Below are 17,182 nucleotides of genomic sequence, written 5' to 3' on the forward strand. Positions count from 1 at the left end.
AGGCTTTAAACCCATTTCTTTGGTAAAATCCCACAACAAAACATGAAAACCTCTTGGACGGTTCCCAGTCCCCAGTCCCTGTTCAACTAAGATGCTTTTTCCCAAGGTGTGGTGGGGGTGTCTGAATCGTTTAAAGATAAAGTATTGATTGGTGAGTCGGTTTTTAACAGAGCTTTTCTGTGTTGAAAACTGACTAACTCATCGAGTGCGTCTATGACTTCTGATACAGACTGATAGCGCTTTTTATAGTCTTCCCGCACCATTTTACTGATAATTTCTGCTAGGGGGTGGCTGACTAATGCTTGATTTCTCCATTTCAATTCTTCATTTGCATCTCGATTAAACTCGTGAGGAGATATACCGGTTAAGGCTTTAATTGCAATCATACCGAGTGCATAGATGTCACTATTGTATTGGGGACGTCCAAAACATTGCTCGTTTGGTGCATAACCTTTAGTTCCAATCCCGATGGTAAAGGGGGTGTCTTCAGAATTTTCTATTTGCGGGGTGGTGACTTCTTTGACGGCGCCAAAGTCAATAAGTACCAACTTTGAGTCTGACTGACGGCGGATGATATTGCTAGGTTTAATATCTCGGTGAATGACGCCGTTTTGATGGACAAATGCTAAGGTTTGCAATAAGTCCCGCAAAATTTCGATCACTGAAGTTTCATCAAGGGTTTTACCTGATGGGAGTTCCTGACTCAGAGGATGTCCAACTATATATTCTTGAATTAAATAAAACTCTGTGTCTTCTTCAAAATAAGCTAAAAGCTGAGGTATTTGGTGATATATGCCCAATTTTTCCAGGGTTTGGGCTTCTGAGTTAAATAAACGTCTGGCGAGTTCGAGGTCTCTAGATTTGGTGTTAGCTGGTTTTAGCTGTTTGACCACACATAGGGGGTTTCCTGGACGTTGGGTATCTTCAGCAATGTAGGTTTCGCTGAATCCACCGGAACCGAGAACCTGGAGAATTTTGTAGCGTCCGCTGAGGATGTTTCCCGCGACTGCTAAATCTCGTTGCTGGAGTAGGTTGTGGAGGTCATGTTGTTGGCTGATAATCTCTTGGACAATGGGGGAAGATTTATATTTCTGAAAAATATCGACTAATTGGCGTTTTTTGATGCTTTCCTTGGCGAAGTCGGTTCCCAAATAAGCAAATCCGCCGAGAATGATCGCTGCGATGGGCACAGTTGTGGGGAAAATTAACTCAGCTGATAAAAATAAGATATAGCTAATGCCTGCCCAAATACTGGCAAGGGCGATGCTAGATATCAATCTACTTATCCCGGACTTGGTTCTGGTCAAGATTAGGACTTTACCGCCGACGAGGACAAGTACAAACAAACCGCGCCAGGGTAAACTGGTAATTCCTTGTCCAAGTGTTTTACCTGTCATCAAAGTGGCGATCGCATTGGCGTGAATTTCTACGCCTGACATGGGTTCAGGATACAACCAGTCGTTGACAGTGGCTACGGCATAATAATCATTGCCTAACTTGGCTGTGGCGCCTATCAGCACGATTTTATCTTGGAACACCTTTCCCTGTTGTAAATAGTTGTTCCAGTTTGGTGGGTCGAGTACGTACCACAAGGGAATGATTTTAAATGTTTGGGCTGGTCCGAAAAAATAAATGCGATCGCCCTTGGGTCGAGGATATTTTATTTGGGCGCCATTTAGCACTGCTTCTTCAAAGGCGGGAATTTTATCGATGAAGGTATCATTTTGGGCTAATAATTTGTTATATTCGCTCGCTAATCGGTGAATTTTCCCGTCAACCTCTAAAGGAAAATTCACCGTACCTATGGACACCGACTCGGTGCGAAACATTGGTTGTGGTTGCTTGAGTTGGGTGAAAATGCCTTGGTGTGTCAGGGAATCTTCATAAACTGCCGCTAAGGTAACTTTGCTACCATACTGTTGTAATGTGCGTTGTAATTGGCGATCGTCGGCAGTACCGTAACTACTTTCACTATCAAAAACCACATCCAAGGCGACAGAACGGGCACCAGCCTGCATCAACTTTTCGATAACCTGGGCGTATGCAGCACGTTTAAACGGGAAAGATTTCAGTGATTCCAGGTAAGCATACTGTTGTGGATTTGCTTTATAGTACTGTTCGGGGAGTGAAATTGACTGATTGTCAATTGCCAAAATCACGATTTCTTCGGGAGGCGCAACTGGTCCACGCAGTAGAAAAAAACTGCAAATTGCCTGATTTTCTAGCAAGTGAACCAAGCCTACCCCTGAAGCTGTCAGTAGTGCTGCTCCGATTACCACCCCACCAGTCAGCAGATGACCCAAGCCAGTCATTAGCCGAGAATGGTGTGCCGATGCTGTGGAAGTTGCTTTTGTTGGTTTTATTGACCTTCTATTGGCAGCAGAGACATAATTTGTGGTTAATGTAGATATAGGTTCTTCTGCCATATCATGATTTAATGATTGATTTAAGTACAATGCTTTTATTTATTCAGACCCCGTTTTAGTGGAATCAGACTTCAATTAGACTTAAATGAAAATCTTATACATTTGTAAATTGTCCTTGATTTCTCAGCTAACTTGCGTTGTCAAACCGGTTTTGACCGAAATTTTTCATATAAACACAGCCTAATTTAGTTCTGGGAGTCAGAAGCACTCATGGTTCCCAGGATTTGAGCCTGAGATGCTCGACCTTAGCACTTGCTGATAGCCAGATTCTACCTTACTTCACAGGTACAGGTACGCTCCTGTGGTTCTCCACTTGAACTAAGCTCTGTCAAGGGTGGTCAAGAGTCCAAAGTCCAAAGTCCAAAGTCCAAAGTCCAAAGTCCAAAGTCCAAAGTCCAAAGTCCAAAGTCCAAAGTCCAAAGTCCAAAGTCCAAAGTCCAAAGTCCAAAGTCCAAAGTCCAAAGTCCAAAGTCCAAAGTCCAAAGTCCAAAGTCCAAAGTCCAAAGTCCAAAGTCCAAAGTCCAAAAAATCTTGACCTTTGACCCTTGACCCTTGACCCTTGACCCTTGACCCTTGACCTTTGACCCTTAACCCTTGACCCTTGACCCTTAACCCTTGACCCTTGACCCTTAACCCTTGACCCTTGACCCTTAACCCTTGACCTTTGACCCTTAACCCTTGACCACCATAGCGGAAAATATATGTGCCCACAGAGTAGGTCTTCAGAACCCGTGTTTTGGTTAGCTTCTGCCTATGGTGCAATATTGTTGCCCATCAAAAAGCGTGTCCTGTTGTTGATGGTACAACCAACCTATAGATGGGTATCAGCCTACATCCTAGTCTAGGACTTATGCTATACATCTTTAGGGGTAAACTTAACTGTTATCTAGCCAAGAATGCTGTTATTTAGTCAATTTTATTGGTAGATTTTGATCATGGGGTACAATTTGTGCGCGTCTGAAATGAAAAATGTTCACCACCCAGCATATTTACTCCATTTTTTCAACTAATTTTATCCAATGAAAGAGGTAAGATAAAAGCTATACATGAATATATACTTTATAGATATTAGCAAATTTGTCATTTGAGAATTGCTATAATCTAGTGTTCCCTCTTAAATTTTTTCTATTATTTAGGTGTATTTTTCTATGGGTTCTCCAATGAATCGTCTGTCTATTTTTGTAGACGGAAACAATATGTTCTATGCTCAACAAAAAAATGGCTGGTTTTTTGACCCAAGGCGAGTCTTAGAATACTTCAAAAACGAGCAATCAGAAACAACCTTAATTAATGCCTTTTGGTATACTGGCTTAAAAGACCCACAAGATCAACGAGGTTTTAGGGATGCTTTAATCAGTCTGGGATATACAGTCCGAACTAAGATCCTCAAGGAATATTATGATGACTCATCGGGTCGCTACTCCCAAAAAGCTAATTTAGATATTGAAATTGTTGTAGATATGTTTAATACAGTAGATCAATACGATAGAGTAGTTTTATTTAGTGGCGATGGAGATTTTGAAAGAGCAATTGAATTATTACGTTCCAAGAATACGCATATTACCGTAGTATCAACAGAGGGGATGATAGCCAGAGAATTACGTAATGCAACGGATAGATATATTGACTTAAATGATATACGAGACTCCATAGAAAAAACAGAAGGTTAGTACCCTTAACAATTATTTACCAAAGAAATGGGTTTAAAGCCTCGCCCTTCTAGGGCGATTTTGATATAATATTGCCATGATTACACGAAAGTTTAAGCTGTACGAACACAAAAGGAATAGACACCTGAAACGGATGATCAACGCCGCAGGGGTGATCTATAACCATTGTATTGCTCTACATAAACGGTACGAAAGCATGTGGAGCAAACACTTAAACTGTGCAAAACTCCAGTCTCATATTGCCAAATTAAGAAAACGTCATCAATTTTGGCAATCAATAGGTTCTCAAACAGTGCAAGATATCTGTCAACGCATAGAGAAAGCCTACCAATTATTTTTTAAACATAATAAGAAAGGAGTCAGACCACCGAATTTTAAAAAGGTTAAGAAATACAAATCATTCACGCTTAAACAAGCAGGTTATAAACTCTTAAATGGGAATAGAATTAAAATTGCCAATCGAGTTTATCAATTTTGGAAATCAAGAGAGGTAGAGGGCAAAATCAAAACATTAACCATTAAACGCACTGCACTAGGTGAGTTATTTATGGTGATTGTAGTTAATAATGAATTAAAACCAGAAATTAAATCAACGACTGGTAAAATAGCGGGGTTTGATTTCGGATTGAAGACATTTCTAACTTGCTCTGATGGAACTTTAATTGATTCTCCACAATTTCTTAAGCAATCTCTGAATGCTATTAGGAAAGCTAGTAAGAACCACTCCAAAAAGGTAAAACGGTCAAATAATCGTGAAAGAGCTAGAAAAAATTTAGTTCGTCAACATGAAAATGTTTGTAACCGCAGACGTGATTGGTTCTGGAAATTAGCTCATGAATTGACAGACAAGTTTGATGTTTTATGTTTTGAAACCCTAAACCTCAAAGGTATGCAACGTCTTTGGGGTAGAAAAATATCAGATGTAGCTTTTGGAGAATTTATCCAAATATTGTCATGGGTAACTAAAAAGAAAAACAAACAACTTGTTTATATAGATCAATGGTATCCATCTAGTAAAACGTGTTCTCATTGTGGGCATATTTTAGAGAATCTAGATTTATCCATAAGACAGTGGCGTTGTCCATCTTGTCAATCAATTAATGGACGTGATGAAAACGCCGCGAGAAATATTCAAATGGTTGGGGCATCAACCATTGGGTTAGGTGATGTTAGACTGGCCATGCCAGCAATTGCTGTTTGACTCCAGAATCTCCGCCCTTTTAGGGCGGGGAGTATGTCAAAAAGGTAAGGAGCAGAAGAAAATGACAAGCAAGCCAGAGCGGATCATCATTTTTGATACGACACTGCGGGATGGAGAGCAATGTCCAGGAGCGACCCTGAATATAGACGAAAAGCTAGTGATTGCCAAGCAACTGGCGCGTCTGGGTGTGGATATAATTGAGGCAGGTTTTGCCTTTGCCAGTCCTGGAGATTTTGAAGCAGTCAACAAAATCGCGCAAATTGTCGGCACCCAAGAAGGACCTGTGATTTGTAGTTTGGCCAGAGCTAGACATGATGATATCAAAGCGGCCGCCGAAGCCATAAAACCAGCGGCTCGTGGGAGAATTCATACATTTCTGGCTACATCTAATATTCACCTGCAATACAAGCTGAAAAAGACGAAATCAGAAGTATTGGCGATCGCTGAAGAAATGGTGGCTTATGCGAAAACTTTCACAGATGATGTAGAATTTTCTCCCGAAGATGCAGGCAGATCTGATCCGGAATTTCTTTACCAAGTGTTAGAGCGAGTAATCGCCGCCGGTGCAACAACAGTTAATATTCCTGATACGGTAGGATATACAACCCCCAGCGAATTTGGAGGTATAATTAAGGGGATTGTCGAAAATGTCCCCAACATCGACAAAGCAATTATTTCTGTACATGGACATAATGATTTAGGCTTGGCAGTTGCTAACTTCTTGGAAGCGGTGAAAAATGGTGCCAGACAATTGGAATGTACCATCAACGGTATTGGCGAACGGGCAGGAAATGCTGCTTTAGAAGAATTAGTCATGGCATTGCACGTCCGCAGACAATATTTTAATCCCTTCTTTGGACGCCCAGCCGAATCGGAACAACCGCTGACGAATATCGACACCAGGCAAATTTACAAAACTTCACGCCTAGTTTCCAATTTGACGGGAATGCTAGTGCAACCAAATAAAGCAATTGTCGGGGCGAATGCCTTTGCCCATGAATCTGGTATACACCAAGATGGGGTGTTGAAAAATAAGCTCACCTATGAAATTATGGATGCCCAATTGATTGGTTTGGCAGACAATCAAATCGTTTTGGGTAAACATTCGGGAAGAAACGCCTTCGGTACCCGCTTGCGAGAATTGGGCTTTGAACTGTCGGACACCGAATTAAATAAAGCCTTCGTCAAATTTAAAGAAGTAGCCGACAAAAAGAAAGAAATTTCTGATTGGGACTTGGAAGCCATTGTGAATGACGAAATCCAACAAGCACCGGATTTGTTCCGTGTAGAGTTGGTGCAAGTTTCCTGTGGTAGCAACGCCAAACCTACGGCTACCGTCACCCTGCGGACTCCAGAGGGCGATGAATTAACAGATGCGGCGATTGGTACTGGTCCAGTAGATGCGGTTTATAAGGCAATTAACCGCGTGGTAAACGTCCCCAACCAGTTAATTGAGTTCTCCGTACAGTCGGTAACAGCTGGTATTGATGCCATTGGGGAAGTAACCATCCGTCTGCGCCATGAATCTAGGGTGTTTTCTGGTCACGCCGCCAACACAGATATCATTGTGGCATCGGCGCAAGCTTACGTAAATGCACTGAATAGATTGTATGCTTCATTGCAAAATAAAGGCAAGCAAGAAACAGTTAAAACTGTTGATGGTTGATGGTTAATGTATGTAGTATAGCGCTTCTCATTCAGATGAGGTACAAGATTATATCGCTAGGTGTAGGGGCACGGCAATGTTCCCTACGGGTGTACCGCACTAGGACGGGAAACGCTATAGCGCTAAAGGGTAGCGCTGCTACAAGCTATAAATTGGATCTTCTAAAGTTGGCTCTGGCGTGTGTAGCGTGTTTAATTATTAATTAAAGTCGATTGAATTGCTTTAAGAACAAGAGATATATTGTAGTAAAAGAGTTGGATGAATCTTTATGCTTTTAGAGTTAAGACAATTGAGGATTCAACCGGGACAGCAACTGTTACTTGAGGACGTTAGCTGGCAGCAATTTGAAAATATTTTAGCGGAATTGGGACAACATCGCGCCGCCAGAATTTCTTATAGTCATGGTTCTTTAGAAATTATGGTTCCCTTACCCGAACATGAAAAAGCCAAAGAAATTATTGGCGATATAGTCAAAATTTTACTGAATGAACTAAGTATCAATTATGATGCTTTAGGTTCAACCACCTTAAAAAGTGAAAAAATGAGTCAGGGAGTAGAACCGGATACTTGTTTTTACATTCAAAATCAAGCGGCGGTTATTGGTAAAAATCGCATAAATTTAAGTGTAGACCCACCCCCAGACTTAGCCATAGAAATTGATTTAACTTCTCGCACGCAATTGGATAATTACCAAATTTTGGGAGTACCAGAACTTTGGCGATATGGAAAACAAGGCTTACAAATTAACGTCTTGCAAGGTGGAAAATATGTAGAGTCAAATTTTAGTCCTACTTTTCCAGATATGCCGATAATTGAGTTAGTAAATCAATATGTCCAGCAAAGTCAAGTTGTTGGTAGCAGCCAAGCAATTCAAGCTTTTAGAAATTGGCTTGAAGACTTTTTACCTGAGTAGTTGATATTTAACCTACAGCATAATCTGTAAATTGGCGCTTGAACGGTGAATGAAAGCCGATGACTATATCCTGCTTGGGGATACCTAAATTTGCCAAATCTTCTCCTACTTCATTTTCTGTACCGTTGTGTTGTAACCAAACTTTGCCATCTTTGATGTCTATATGCAAAAAACAACCATAAACACGGCGCTGATTTTTCCAACCTACATTTACAAGTTGGTAATGGTGACGTTCTGTATCAAAAATTAATTGTGTCTCAATTTCGGTGTCTGAATTAGCAATTCCAGCATACTCTTGAAGAAGTTGCTCAATTATTTGTTGGTATTGTGTTATTTTATCCATTCGACAATATTCTCCGTTACAGGCTGATAAGTAATCAATTTAAGCTGATATGTTTTAATAATATTCTGTACAAGTCTGATGGTGAAGAATGAAGTGTATGTATCGATGGGAACTGCTAAATAAAGAGTACGGTCTGGTTCTTGTTCTGATAATGCTAGTCGATAGTTAATAAACTGTCCTAAAGCTGTGTGAAATTCAGAGATTGCAGATGTTTTAAAAAAACTCTTAACTTCTACAGCAATTTTTTCACCCTCTCTTTCTGCTGCTAAGATTTTTTCTGCTCCCAAGTCGATATACATATCTCCTAATTCAAAACTGACGGGTAAGGGATCATGGGTGATTTTCCACCCATCTTTTTCTAGACCCCGTTTGACTGCGTTGTGAAAGATATCTCTGGCTGGCATGATTTCGTATTATAAAGGATTTTTTACACCGCTATGCTTTCTCAGAATCCCTAATTGCTTTCTGGTTTCAGTAATCCGCGATTCATGATAACTAAGAGTTCAGGGTCATTGATCATTTGTCATTTGACCCTTGACCCCTGACCCTTGATAAATTTAAAAATCAACTCCACGTTTGAGTTCTACACCGTGATTAGCATAGTGTTTATGACAGTAAACCTCGGAGTGAACACTAGCTAAGTCAAAATATGCGGGTTGATGTTGACAGCGACCAGTGATAATAACTTCTGTATCGCGGGGTTTGCGAAGTAAAGCTTGAACAATGGGTTCAACGGGGAGTAATTCCAGGTCAACAGTGGGATTGAGTTCATCAAGGATGATAGTTTTATACAATCCAGAGGCGATCGCTGTTTTGGCGATTTCCCAACCCCTCTCAGCTTCTACGTAGTCCAATTCTTGGCGGGAATTGCGCCAGACAATAGCGTCTCGACCACAGCGTTGATGATCGACGACTTCGGGATATGATTGTTGCAAAGCGGCGATCGCAGCATCTTCTGTGTAGCCACTACCACCTTTGAGCCATTGCATAATCAATACCCTGGTAGATCCTGGGTGATTAATTCCCCGACCTATGGCTTTGAGCGCCTTACCCAAAGCGCTGGTAGATTTACCTTTACCAGCACCAGTGTAAATTTCGATTCCCTCAATCAACAATGCTTTAGCCGTTGGGTGGTCCTGGGGTTTCATTTCTGAATGCAAATCCGCAATATCCAGCAACTTTTGCGGCGCCGCACGTCCAGTAGCAATAATTTCCAACTCCTGGGGTTTAGATTTGAGTGTTTGTACGACCTCATCGACTGGGAGTAAACCCAAATCGAGGACGGGGTTAATTTCATCCATAACCACAACTGAATATAACCCAGAGGCGATCGCACCTTTAGCTACATCCCAACCCCGCGAAGCTTCCGCACAGTCAAAGGGGGTAACTTCCTCTGCGCCAAAAAATTCTGCTCTCCCAGTGCGAACCTGGTCAATTAAATGTGGAAACCCCCGCTGTAAAGCAGTAATTGCCCCATCTTCATCATAATCACGTTCTGGTCCTTTGAGAAATCGCAATAATAAGACGCGATTGGAATTGCTGGGTGCATTTATCCCCAAGCCAATCGAGCGCAAAACCACCCCTAAAGCCGCTTGGGACTTTCCTTTCCCCGCACCATCGTAGACGTGAATTTGACCAGTGAGGCGTTCAGGACGCACTTGCGCCGTGCGAATACCGATACCGTTCCTTGTCATCTCTCGAAAAGCTCTTATATGGCAGTCTTTTATCTTACCGAACCTGTTGTACTATCAGCCAGATAAGCTCACCCAGCACCTAGGTACACTAGAGAGCGCAATGTATTAATAATCTAAATAGCAGAATAGTGGCACACCAACATGGCAAAGGGCAAGAACAATGAGATAATTGCCCCCATCACCCCCACTATCCCAGTTATACTCTCTAAAGTTAACCCTTACCGTTGAAGGTTTATGTTTGAAAATTGGACAGTTCCCAGTATTGTACCCCTCGGTGCAGTTTTGTTTGACTTTTTATTTGTGCTGATTGCCATCCCGGTAGAAGCGTATGTTTTGAATACCCGGCTGCTATTTGACAAAAAGACGAGCATTTTTTATGCTATATCGGCTAATCTCTTTTCCAGCGTGATTGGTTGGATTGTATTCTTTCTCCTAGAGCCAATTTTGCCAGTACAGTTAAAATCTGAGTTAATTAAGTATGTATTTTTCAATAATTTTAAACCAAGCACCCAAAGTTTAGTTATTGTCACAGCCTTTATAATTTTCTTTGCAACTTTCCTGGTTAAATTCTTTATCTTAAAAGTTCTCTTGCTCGTCTTAGACCCAGAAGCAGGAAAAGCGAAAAACGAAGAAGAAACTACAGAAACTCAACGAAGACAACGCCGTCGGTTGATCAAGTTTAAAATTCAGAATACAAATTTAGTGACTGCTACGTTAATCGCCAATTCACTGAGCTATAGTGCTATCACTATTATTTTGTTGATTGGCGCTAGTCGCTAGATATGATTCATTGTGATGGACATAGTAACAGGAGAGGTTAAAGTATGGACGCCTTGTTTAAAGATGTATTAGGTATATTCAAATTCGTTCAAGACTTTTTCAAGGGAATCCAAGAAAAATTATGGCCGAAAAAAGCATATTCGTGGCAGATGCTTATTTATTTGAGTGTTTTTTCTTGGGCACTCTCATTTTTTGCCACTGCTCCTATAAATGATATGATTGCATTTTGCGGTTGGTTATTTTTAATTGCCGGTACAGCTTGGTATACCACTGATGATCCGTTAAGGGTTCCTGGTACTTTTATGCCGGTAGGAGCAGTAATCACAGGATTCTTACTCAGTGTTTTTGCTTTAGGAAATGAGCAAACTGGAGTTACACCAGGAACAATCGTGCTTTGGCCGACATTCTCAGCATTAATTACCGCAATTCCCGAATTTTTTGAAGGGACTGGTACTGATTCCAAAGCTCAGATTCCGAAACCAGAAGCCCGCCAAAAACTGTTAGTCTTAGTGGGCAGTTGTATGCTGCTAAGTTGCTGGATTAACTTATACTTCGTGACGAATAATTGGGCTAAAGAATATCCCACTTCGCTGTCAGATAATTTTCAACGCAGCACATTGGTAATTAGAGTTGAGCCGCCAAACAAAAACGTGGGTAACGGTGCTGTGATTCTCGACAGAATTGAACAACTAGTAGAACAAAGAGTATCTAAACAACCTTGGTCACAGGTGGAGAAATGGCTACAAAATTCCAAGAAAAATCTTGATAATCTCAACCAGATAGTAATGTTAGATAACCGCCTGAAGAACTATGACGAAAAGGAATTATGGCGGATTGAACGGCGTATATCAACTCCTAATCCTCAGAAAAAAGATGAGTACACACTAGACATATTCAGTATTTGGACTGGGCCTAGTTCTAACCCACGCGGGTATTATCTCAAAAAGTCTTGTCAGATTCGACCAATAGCAGACAGGACAAAAACTTTCAGCACCAACAAGCCAGATGAGATACCCATCATTGCAGAAATTGAGTGTGGTCGCATCAGTAAACCTATGATCGGACCACCTCCACCACAACGCTGAAGAAGTGACAACTGACAACTGACAACTGACAACTGACTAAATTGCAATGAATTTTGGCAGAATTTTTGTCCTAGCAAGGAATGTATTTCAGGAAGTGATACGCGATCGCATCCTTTATATTATCGGCTTTTATGCGCTGATACTGGCGGCTGCTTTTCGGCTACTTCCTGAATTTTCCGCCAATACCGAAGACAAAATGTTTTTAGACTTTGGTATAGTGGCGATGAATATAATTAGCTTAATTGTTGCTATTTTTGTAGGTACAGGACTGGTTAATAAAGAAATTGAAAAACGTACTATTTTGGTGTTAATTGCTAAACCTGTTAGTCGCAGTGAATTTATCACTGGTAAATACTTGGGATTATCAGCGGTGCTAGCTGTACTCGTCAGCATCATGACAGCAATTTATCTCGGATTTTTGCAATTTGGTGCTATTCCTCATCCCACGGTGAGCATTTTAATTGCGGTAATTTTCTTATTCTTGCAGATGACATTAATCACTGCTGTAGCTATTACTTTCGGTGTTTTTACGAATTCACTATTAGCAATAGCTTTAACATTTGCGGTGTATTTAATGGGTAATATAACTCAAGATTTATTAAAATTTGGTCATCTCACCCGCAACTCTAACATCGAACGCCTCACCCAAGGTTTGTATCTGATTTTGCCAGATTTCTCGCGATTAAATTTAAAAAATCATGCCGTTTATGGTCTCCAAGCCTTACCTGATACAACTGCATTAATAACTAATGCTGGTTATGGCTTGCTATACAGTGTCATACTGTTAGCGATCGCTATTCTGATTTTCTCACAACGAGAGTTTTAGAAACTGCCAATGAAAAACTCCACCCACAATGAGTAATGAGTAATGAGTAATGAGTAATGAGTAATGAGTAATGAGTAATGAGTAATGAGTAATGAGTAATGAGTAATGAGTAATGAGTAATGAGTAATGAGTAATGAGTAATGAGTAATGAGTAATGAGTAATGAGTAATGAGTAATGAGTAATGAGTAATGAGTAATGAGTAATGAGTAATGAGTAATGAGTAATGAGTAATGAGTAATGACAAATGAGTAATGAGTAATGAGTAATGAGTAATGAGTAATGAGTAATGAGTAATGAGTAATGAGTAATGAGTAATGAGTAATGAGTAATGAGTAATGAGTAATGAGTAATGAGTAATGAGTAATGAGTAATGAGTAATGAGTAATGAGTAATGACAAATGAGTAATGAGTAATGAGTAATGAGTAATGAGTAATGAGTAATGAGTAATGAGTAATGAGTAATGAGTAATGAGTAATGAGTAATGAGTAATGAGTAATGACAAATGAGTAATGACAAATGAGTAATGACAAATGAGTAATGAGTAATGAGTAATGAGTAATGAGTAATGAGTAATGAGTAATGAGTAATGACAAATGAGTAATGAGTAATGAGTAATGAGTAATGAGTAATGAGTAATGAGTAATGAGTAATGAGTAATGAGTAATGAGTAATGAGTAATGAGTAATGAGTAATGAGTAATGAGTAATGAGTAATGAGTAATGAGTAATGAGTAATGAGTAATGAGTAATGAGTAATGAGTAATGAGTAATGACAAATGAGTAATGAGTAATGAGTAATGACAAATGAGTAATGAGTAATGAGTAATGAGTAATGAGTAATGAGTAATGAGTAATGAGTAATGAGTAATGAGTAATGAGTAATGAGTAATGAGTAATGAGTAATGAGTAATGAGTAATGAGTAATGAGTAATGAGTAATGAGTAATGAGTAATGAAAGAATTATTAAGATATTAACAACTTCAACGCTGTAGTAACTTCCCCGGAGGCGGAAATTGCTACAGCGTTTTTAGTTCCTCAAATTGCACGAGAGAAATGTTTCTCTCGCGTTTTTGTATGGTTGTCAAACATCACAGCAATGTTTCTCACCAACAATCTACCAATATCTGTGATTTGGATGTGATTTGTTGATAAATTTATCAGTCCATCTGCTTCTAGAAGCTTCAATACCTCTAGTTCCTCGACGAAATATTCATCAAACTTGATGTGATATTTGTCTTCAATGTCTGGCTTATGCAGTTGAAAGTGCGACATAATAGACATAATTACATCACGTCTGATAATATCATCCTGATTCAGTTTGATGCCTTTACTAGTTGGTAACACACCCGTATCAATTGCCTGATAATAATCTTTTAATTGCTTGTGGTTTTGAGCATAGGCATCTTCTAACATACTAATGGATGTCGCACCAAAACCAAACAATTCCGTTTCAGCGTGGGTGGTGTAGCCTTGGAAGTTGCGTTTGAGGGTGCCATTGCGTTGGGCGATCGCTAATTCATCATCTGCTTTAGCAAAATGATCCATCCCAATAAATAGATACTGATTATTCGTCAGTTCTTCAATGGTCATTTTCAGAATTTCTAGCTTTGCTTGTGGACTTGGTAGTGCATCTTCTGGAATATTTTTTTGTGCGGGTTTTATCCACGGAATATAAGCAAAGTTAAAGACCACAATTCTGTTAGGATCTAAAGCAACAGTCTTTTTAACTGTTTCCCTAAATGTCTGGAGTGTTTGATGCGGTAGACCATAAATTAAGTCTACATTCACACTTTCAAACTGGGCTTCTTTAATCCAACTCATGACATCAAACAGCATTTCTTCTGGCTGGACACGATTCACCGCTACTTGTACTTCGCGATTAAAATCCTGGATACCAAAACTAATCCGGTTAAACCCAATCTGTCTGAGAAATAAAATGTAGTTTCTATCGACATAGCGGGGATTAATCTCTATCGAAATTTCTGCTTGTGGATCGATAGTGAAGTGTTTGGTGATATTTTTCCACAAGAATTCTACCTGCTCAAGTTCCAAGTAATTAGGAGTACCACCACCCCAGTGAATCTGCAGCACTTGGCGATTTGGATCGATTAAAGTTGAAGTGTGCTGAATTTCTCGAACCAATTTATCTAAGTAAGGCTTGGCAATATTCTTGTTATTAGAAATTACCGTATTACAGCCGCAGAAATAGCAAGCACTCTGACAAAATGGTATGTGGAAATACAAAGAAAGGGGGGTTTTTCTTTGATTTGAGGCGGCGATCGCAGCGTGAAAATCGCTGGTAGTAAATGCTTCGCTTAATTCAGTCGCCGGTGGGTAACTAGTGTATCTCGGTGCGGATTTATCATACTTTTTGATCATATCTAGATCAAACTTCACACCAGGTAATAGAAAAACCATTAAATCCTCCGAGGTAATCACGCTATCCTGTCGGTTTTGTCGCGAGATGGGAAAAGGGGGAGCGGGGGGATAACTCTTGATTCTTGACTCCCAACTTAGCACTCACTTTAACTATTAATCTTTTTATAACTATAAAGATATTAAAATTTCTTTATATTGTTGTCGTTCTCACTACGGCCAGAAAACTTGTTGTTATATCAGGATTACCAGCCTGATCAACCCAAGCTATACAATATTTTCTCAATTCTGAAATTGAGCTATAGCACTTCCTATTCAGATGAGGTACAAAATTGTATCACGCGATGTAGGGGCACGGCACTGCCGTGCCCTTACCGATGTACCTCACTAGGGCGAGAAACGCTATATTGTATCGCGGTACCCATTTATGGTTATATAACTGTAAAAGGAAAAAATATTCCAGAATTCTCATGGTTAAATCTGTGGAAACGCCAGAACCTGAGTTACTGAAACCAGGGATTAAAGCGCCTGTTCAGGAAACATTGCTAACACCCCGGTTTTATACCAGGAATTAATACGAGAAGGCGTTCATTAGACTTGTTACAAAAGTGGAATTTTTGGTCAGTGGTCAGTAGTCAGTGGTAAAACAAGTAATAACAGCTTACAAGCAAGATACAGCAACTTTCATTTCTTTTAACCACAGATCCTTGTAGGGGCGCAAGGCCTTGCGCCCCAAAAGCGTGGTCTATTTACCTGAAAATCATTGTAATATCTGTACCTCATTTACCTGCAATCTGCTGTATTAAACCACATCCAAAAACAACTGACCACTGACAATTGACCACGCCAAGCAGCTCAAACTAAAAACGAACGAGCTAATAAAAAGCTAGAAATCGATTTCGCATCTATTGCTTCACCCTCTAGAATCGCTTTTTCTAGTTCTTGCGGAGTGTAAAATACAGTTTCAATATCCTCGTCGTGATCTTGGCTTGGTGGTGTATCCAGCTTTTCCAAGTCGCGAGCGAGAAAAGCATAGATAATCTCATCTGAATAGCCAGGAGCGAGGAAAAACTCTCCTAGTTTATCCCATTTATGGGCACGATAGCCAGTTTCCTCTTCAATTTCACGCTGCACTGTTGTGAGGGGTTCTTCATTGGGTTCCAAAGTACCGGCGGGAAATTCTAATATCCTTCCCTGAACTGCAAACCGATACTGGCGCACCAGTATCAGTTTACCATCTGCTGTTACAGGCACAGCTAGAGCGCCTCCTGGGTGACGAATACATTCCCATTCTCCTTCCGCTTGATTAGGTAAACGCAAGCGATTAACTTCAAAATTAAACTTGCGACCTTTATAGAATAAGCGTTGTTTCAGCAGCTGTGGTAATTCTCTACCTAATGGCATAGTAATAATTATTTGTCTGTAAATACACAAGAAAATACTGATGAGGATTAACAAATCAGCAGCTATCTGCGTTTATGGTTGGTAATTTTAATTTCCCATAAATAACTGTACATCAGAACAGTTTACCTCTTTAACCAAATCTTTAATAACAGACCCAGAAACTGGTTCTACCCAATCTGAGGCGATTTCTGTCAGTGGTAGCAAGACAAAAGCTCGCTCCCGCATTCGGGGATGGGGAATTTCTAGGGTTGGTGTCTGCAAAATTATGTCATCATATAACAACAAATCCAGATCAAGGGTGCGTGGTCCCCAACGTTGTCGACGAACACGCCCAAATTTTTGTTCAATTTTTAATAAATTTTCTAACAATATTTGGGGTTGCATATCTGTTTGTAGTATGACGCAGCCGTTTAAGTAATCTGGCTGTGGTGGTCCTACGGCTTTGGTGATATACCAACTGGATCTGGCAGTGATAAAAATACCCGGTGTATCAGCTAAACTCTGTATAGATGCTTCTAAAATTGCCTGGGAATCGCCCATATTACTACCGAGAGCAATGGCGCAAGCTGGAAATAAGCCTTTGTCTGGGCGTCTATACCTAGGCTCGGCGGTATTGTTGCCCTCTGCTATTAACAGTTTTTTTTCTCTGAACAATTACTTAAGAAAATGTATTAACAGTTACAGAACTAAATTAACTAATTCTCAAAAATCATTCTTTTACACAGAATCTAGTTAATTATTTATGGGATATTATACTAGCACGAATGTGGTGCGCTAACCCCAAAATTTTTGATTGG

16 protein-coding genes are annotated in these 17,182 nt (G+C 40.0%); 7 read left to right on the forward strand and 9 right to left on the reverse strand.

What is annotated here, in order from left to right; genetic code table 11:
* Positions 1-86: 86 nt before the first annotated feature.
* Entirely contained in the window at positions 87-2,426 is a 2,340-nt protein-coding gene (locus HEQ19_15255) for a CHASE2 domain-containing serine/threonine-protein kinase (GenBank protein ID WYM00668.1), read from the reverse strand.
* 318 nt (positions 2,427-2,744) lie between these two features.
* Entirely contained in the window at positions 2,745-3,137 is a 393-nt protein-coding gene (locus HEQ19_15260) for a hypothetical protein (protein ID WYM00669.1), read from the reverse strand.
* A 437-nt stretch (positions 3,138-3,574) separates the two neighbouring features.
* On the opposite strand from HEQ19_15260, the gene HEQ19_15265 reads away from it, so the two are divergent.
* The 4 genes from HEQ19_15265 (at position 3,575) to HEQ19_15280 (ending at position 7,876) form a co-directional block, all read left to right on the forward strand.
* Positions 3,575-4,096, forward strand: a complete 522-nt coding sequence (locus HEQ19_15265; protein ID WYM00670.1) for an NYN domain-containing protein — start codon at positions 3,575-3,577, stop codon at positions 4,094-4,096.
* Positions 4,097-4,172: 76 nt separating this feature from the next.
* Complete coding sequence (locus HEQ19_15270) at positions 4,173-5,297, forward strand: transposase (GenBank protein ID WYM00671.1); 1,125 nt, start codon at positions 4,173-4,175, stop codon at positions 5,295-5,297.
* Between the two features lie 61 nt (positions 5,298-5,358).
* Entirely contained in the window at positions 5,359-6,963 is a 1,605-nt protein-coding gene (locus tag HEQ19_15275; GenBank protein WYM00672.1) for a 2-isopropylmalate synthase, read from the forward strand.
* A 268-nt stretch (positions 6,964-7,231) separates the two neighbouring features.
* Positions 7,232-7,876 (forward strand): Uma2 family endonuclease, encoded by a 645-nt coding sequence (locus tag HEQ19_15280; GenBank protein ID WYM00673.1) that lies wholly within the window; start codon positions 7,232-7,234, stop codon positions 7,874-7,876.
* Between the two features lie 7 nt (positions 7,877-7,883).
* On the opposite strand, the gene HEQ19_15285 is transcribed toward HEQ19_15280, so the two are convergent.
* From HEQ19_15285 to HEQ19_15295, 3 genes are all read right to left on the reverse strand, one after another.
* Positions 7,884-8,219, reverse strand: coding sequence for a XisI protein (locus HEQ19_15285; protein WYM00674.1), 336 nt, complete (start codon positions 8,217-8,219; stop codon positions 7,884-7,886).
* Positions 8,207-8,623, reverse strand: coding sequence for a XisH family protein (locus HEQ19_15290; GenBank protein ID WYM00675.1), 417 nt, complete (start codon positions 8,621-8,623; stop codon positions 8,207-8,209). Before HEQ19_15290 ends, HEQ19_15285 begins: the two co-directional genes overlap by 13 nt.
* 153 nt (positions 8,624-8,776) lie before the next feature.
* Positions 8,777-9,913, reverse strand: a complete 1,137-nt coding sequence (locus HEQ19_15295) for a cob(I)yrinic acid a,c-diamide adenosyltransferase (protein ID WYM00676.1) — start codon at positions 9,911-9,913, stop codon at positions 8,777-8,779.
* A gap of 234 nt (positions 9,914-10,147) precedes the next feature.
* Between HEQ19_15295 and fraC the strand changes: the two genes are divergently transcribed.
* From fraC to HEQ19_15310, 3 genes are read left to right on the forward strand one after another with little or no spacing between them, the layout of a single operon-like run.
* Positions 10,148-10,693: a filament integrity protein FraC gene (gene fraC / locus HEQ19_15300; protein ID WYM00677.1), complete on the forward strand. Its 546-nt coding sequence runs from the start codon at positions 10,148-10,150 to the stop codon at positions 10,691-10,693.
* Positions 10,694-10,737: 44 nt separating this feature from the next.
* Positions 10,738-11,778 carry a septal junction protein FraD gene (fraD, locus tag HEQ19_15305; GenBank protein ID WYM00678.1) on the forward strand — a complete coding sequence of 347 codons (1,041 nt, stop codon included), beginning with the start codon at positions 10,738-10,740 and terminating at the stop codon, positions 11,776-11,778.
* Between the two features lie 46 nt (positions 11,779-11,824).
* Entirely contained in the window at positions 11,825-12,604 is a 780-nt protein-coding gene (locus HEQ19_15310; protein ID WYM00679.1) for an ABC transporter permease subunit, read from the forward strand.
* On the opposite strand, the gene HEQ19_31055 is transcribed toward HEQ19_15310, so the two are convergent.
* The 4 genes from HEQ19_31055 to folK form a co-directional block, all read right to left on the reverse strand.
* Positions 12,573-13,409, reverse strand: coding sequence for a hypothetical protein (locus HEQ19_31055; GenBank protein ID WZI66922.1), 837 nt, complete (start codon positions 13,407-13,409; stop codon positions 12,573-12,575). The genes HEQ19_15310 and HEQ19_31055 overlap by 32 nt on opposite strands.
* 231 nt (positions 13,410-13,640) lie before the next feature.
* Entirely contained in the window at positions 13,641-15,023 is a 1,383-nt protein-coding gene (hemN, locus tag HEQ19_15320) for an oxygen-independent coproporphyrinogen III oxidase (GenBank protein ID WYM00680.1), read from the reverse strand.
* Positions 15,024-15,836: 813 nt separating this feature from the next.
* On the reverse strand, positions 15,837-16,385 hold the full coding sequence (locus HEQ19_15325; protein WYM00681.1) for an NUDIX hydrolase: 549 nt from the start codon (positions 16,383-16,385) through the stop codon (positions 15,837-15,839).
* 87 nt (positions 16,386-16,472) lie between these two features.
* Positions 16,473-16,925, reverse strand: a complete 453-nt coding sequence (gene folK / locus HEQ19_15330; protein ID WYM03428.1) for a 2-amino-4-hydroxy-6-hydroxymethyldihydropteridine diphosphokinase — start codon at positions 16,923-16,925, stop codon at positions 16,473-16,475.
* Positions 16,926-17,182: the final 257 nt, after the last annotated feature.

The sequence above is a fragment of the Gloeotrichia echinulata CP02 genome (assembly GCA_038087035.1).
GTDB lineage: Bacteria > Cyanobacteriota > Cyanobacteriia > Cyanobacteriales > Nostocaceae > Gloeotrichia > Gloeotrichia echinulata.

Bases quoted from the DNA above. Each gene is read 5' to 3' on its own strand.
- HEQ19_15265 (WYM00670.1), top strand. From the start codon at position 3,575: ATGGGTTCTCCAATGAATCGTCTGTCTATTTTTGTAGACGGAAACAAT.
- HEQ19_15285 (WYM00674.1), bottom strand. From the start codon at position 8,219: ATGGATAAAATAACACAATACCAACAAATAATTGAGCAACTTCTTCAA.
- HEQ19_15325 (WYM00681.1), bottom strand. From the start codon at position 16,385: ATGCCATTAGGTAGAGAATTACCACAGCTGCTGAAACAACGCTTATTC.
- fraC (WYM00677.1), top strand. From the start codon at position 10,148: ATGTTTGAAAATTGGACAGTTCCCAGTATTGTACCCCTCGGTGCAGTT.
- HEQ19_15270 (WYM00671.1), top strand. From the start codon at position 4,173: ATGATTACACGAAAGTTTAAGCTGTACGAACACAAAAGGAATAGACAC.
- HEQ19_15280 (WYM00673.1), top strand. From the start codon at position 7,232: ATGCTTTTAGAGTTAAGACAATTGAGGATTCAACCGGGACAGCAACTG.
- HEQ19_15290 (WYM00675.1), bottom strand. From the start codon at position 8,623: ATGCCAGCCAGAGATATCTTTCACAACGCAGTCAAACGGGGTCTAGAA.
- HEQ19_15295 (WYM00676.1), bottom strand. From the start codon at position 9,913: ATGACAAGGAACGGTATCGGTATTCGCACGGCGCAAGTGCGTCCTGAA.
- HEQ19_15310 (WYM00679.1), top strand. From the start codon at position 11,825: ATGAATTTTGGCAGAATTTTTGTCCTAGCAAGGAATGTATTTCAGGAA.
- hemN (WYM00680.1), bottom strand. From the start codon at position 15,023: ATGGTTTTTCTATTACCTGGTGTGAAGTTTGATCTAGATATGATCAAA.
- HEQ19_15255 (WYM00668.1), bottom strand. From the start codon at position 2,426: ATGGCAGAAGAACCTATATCTACATTAACCACAAATTATGTCTCTGCT.
- HEQ19_15275 (WYM00672.1), top strand. From the start codon at position 5,359: ATGACAAGCAAGCCAGAGCGGATCATCATTTTTGATACGACACTGCGG.
- folK (WYM03428.1), bottom strand. From the start codon at position 16,925: ATGGGCGATTCCCAGGCAATTTTAGAAGCATCTATACAGAGTTTAGCT.
- fraD (WYM00678.1), top strand. From the start codon at position 10,738: ATGGACGCCTTGTTTAAAGATGTATTAGGTATATTCAAATTCGTTCAA.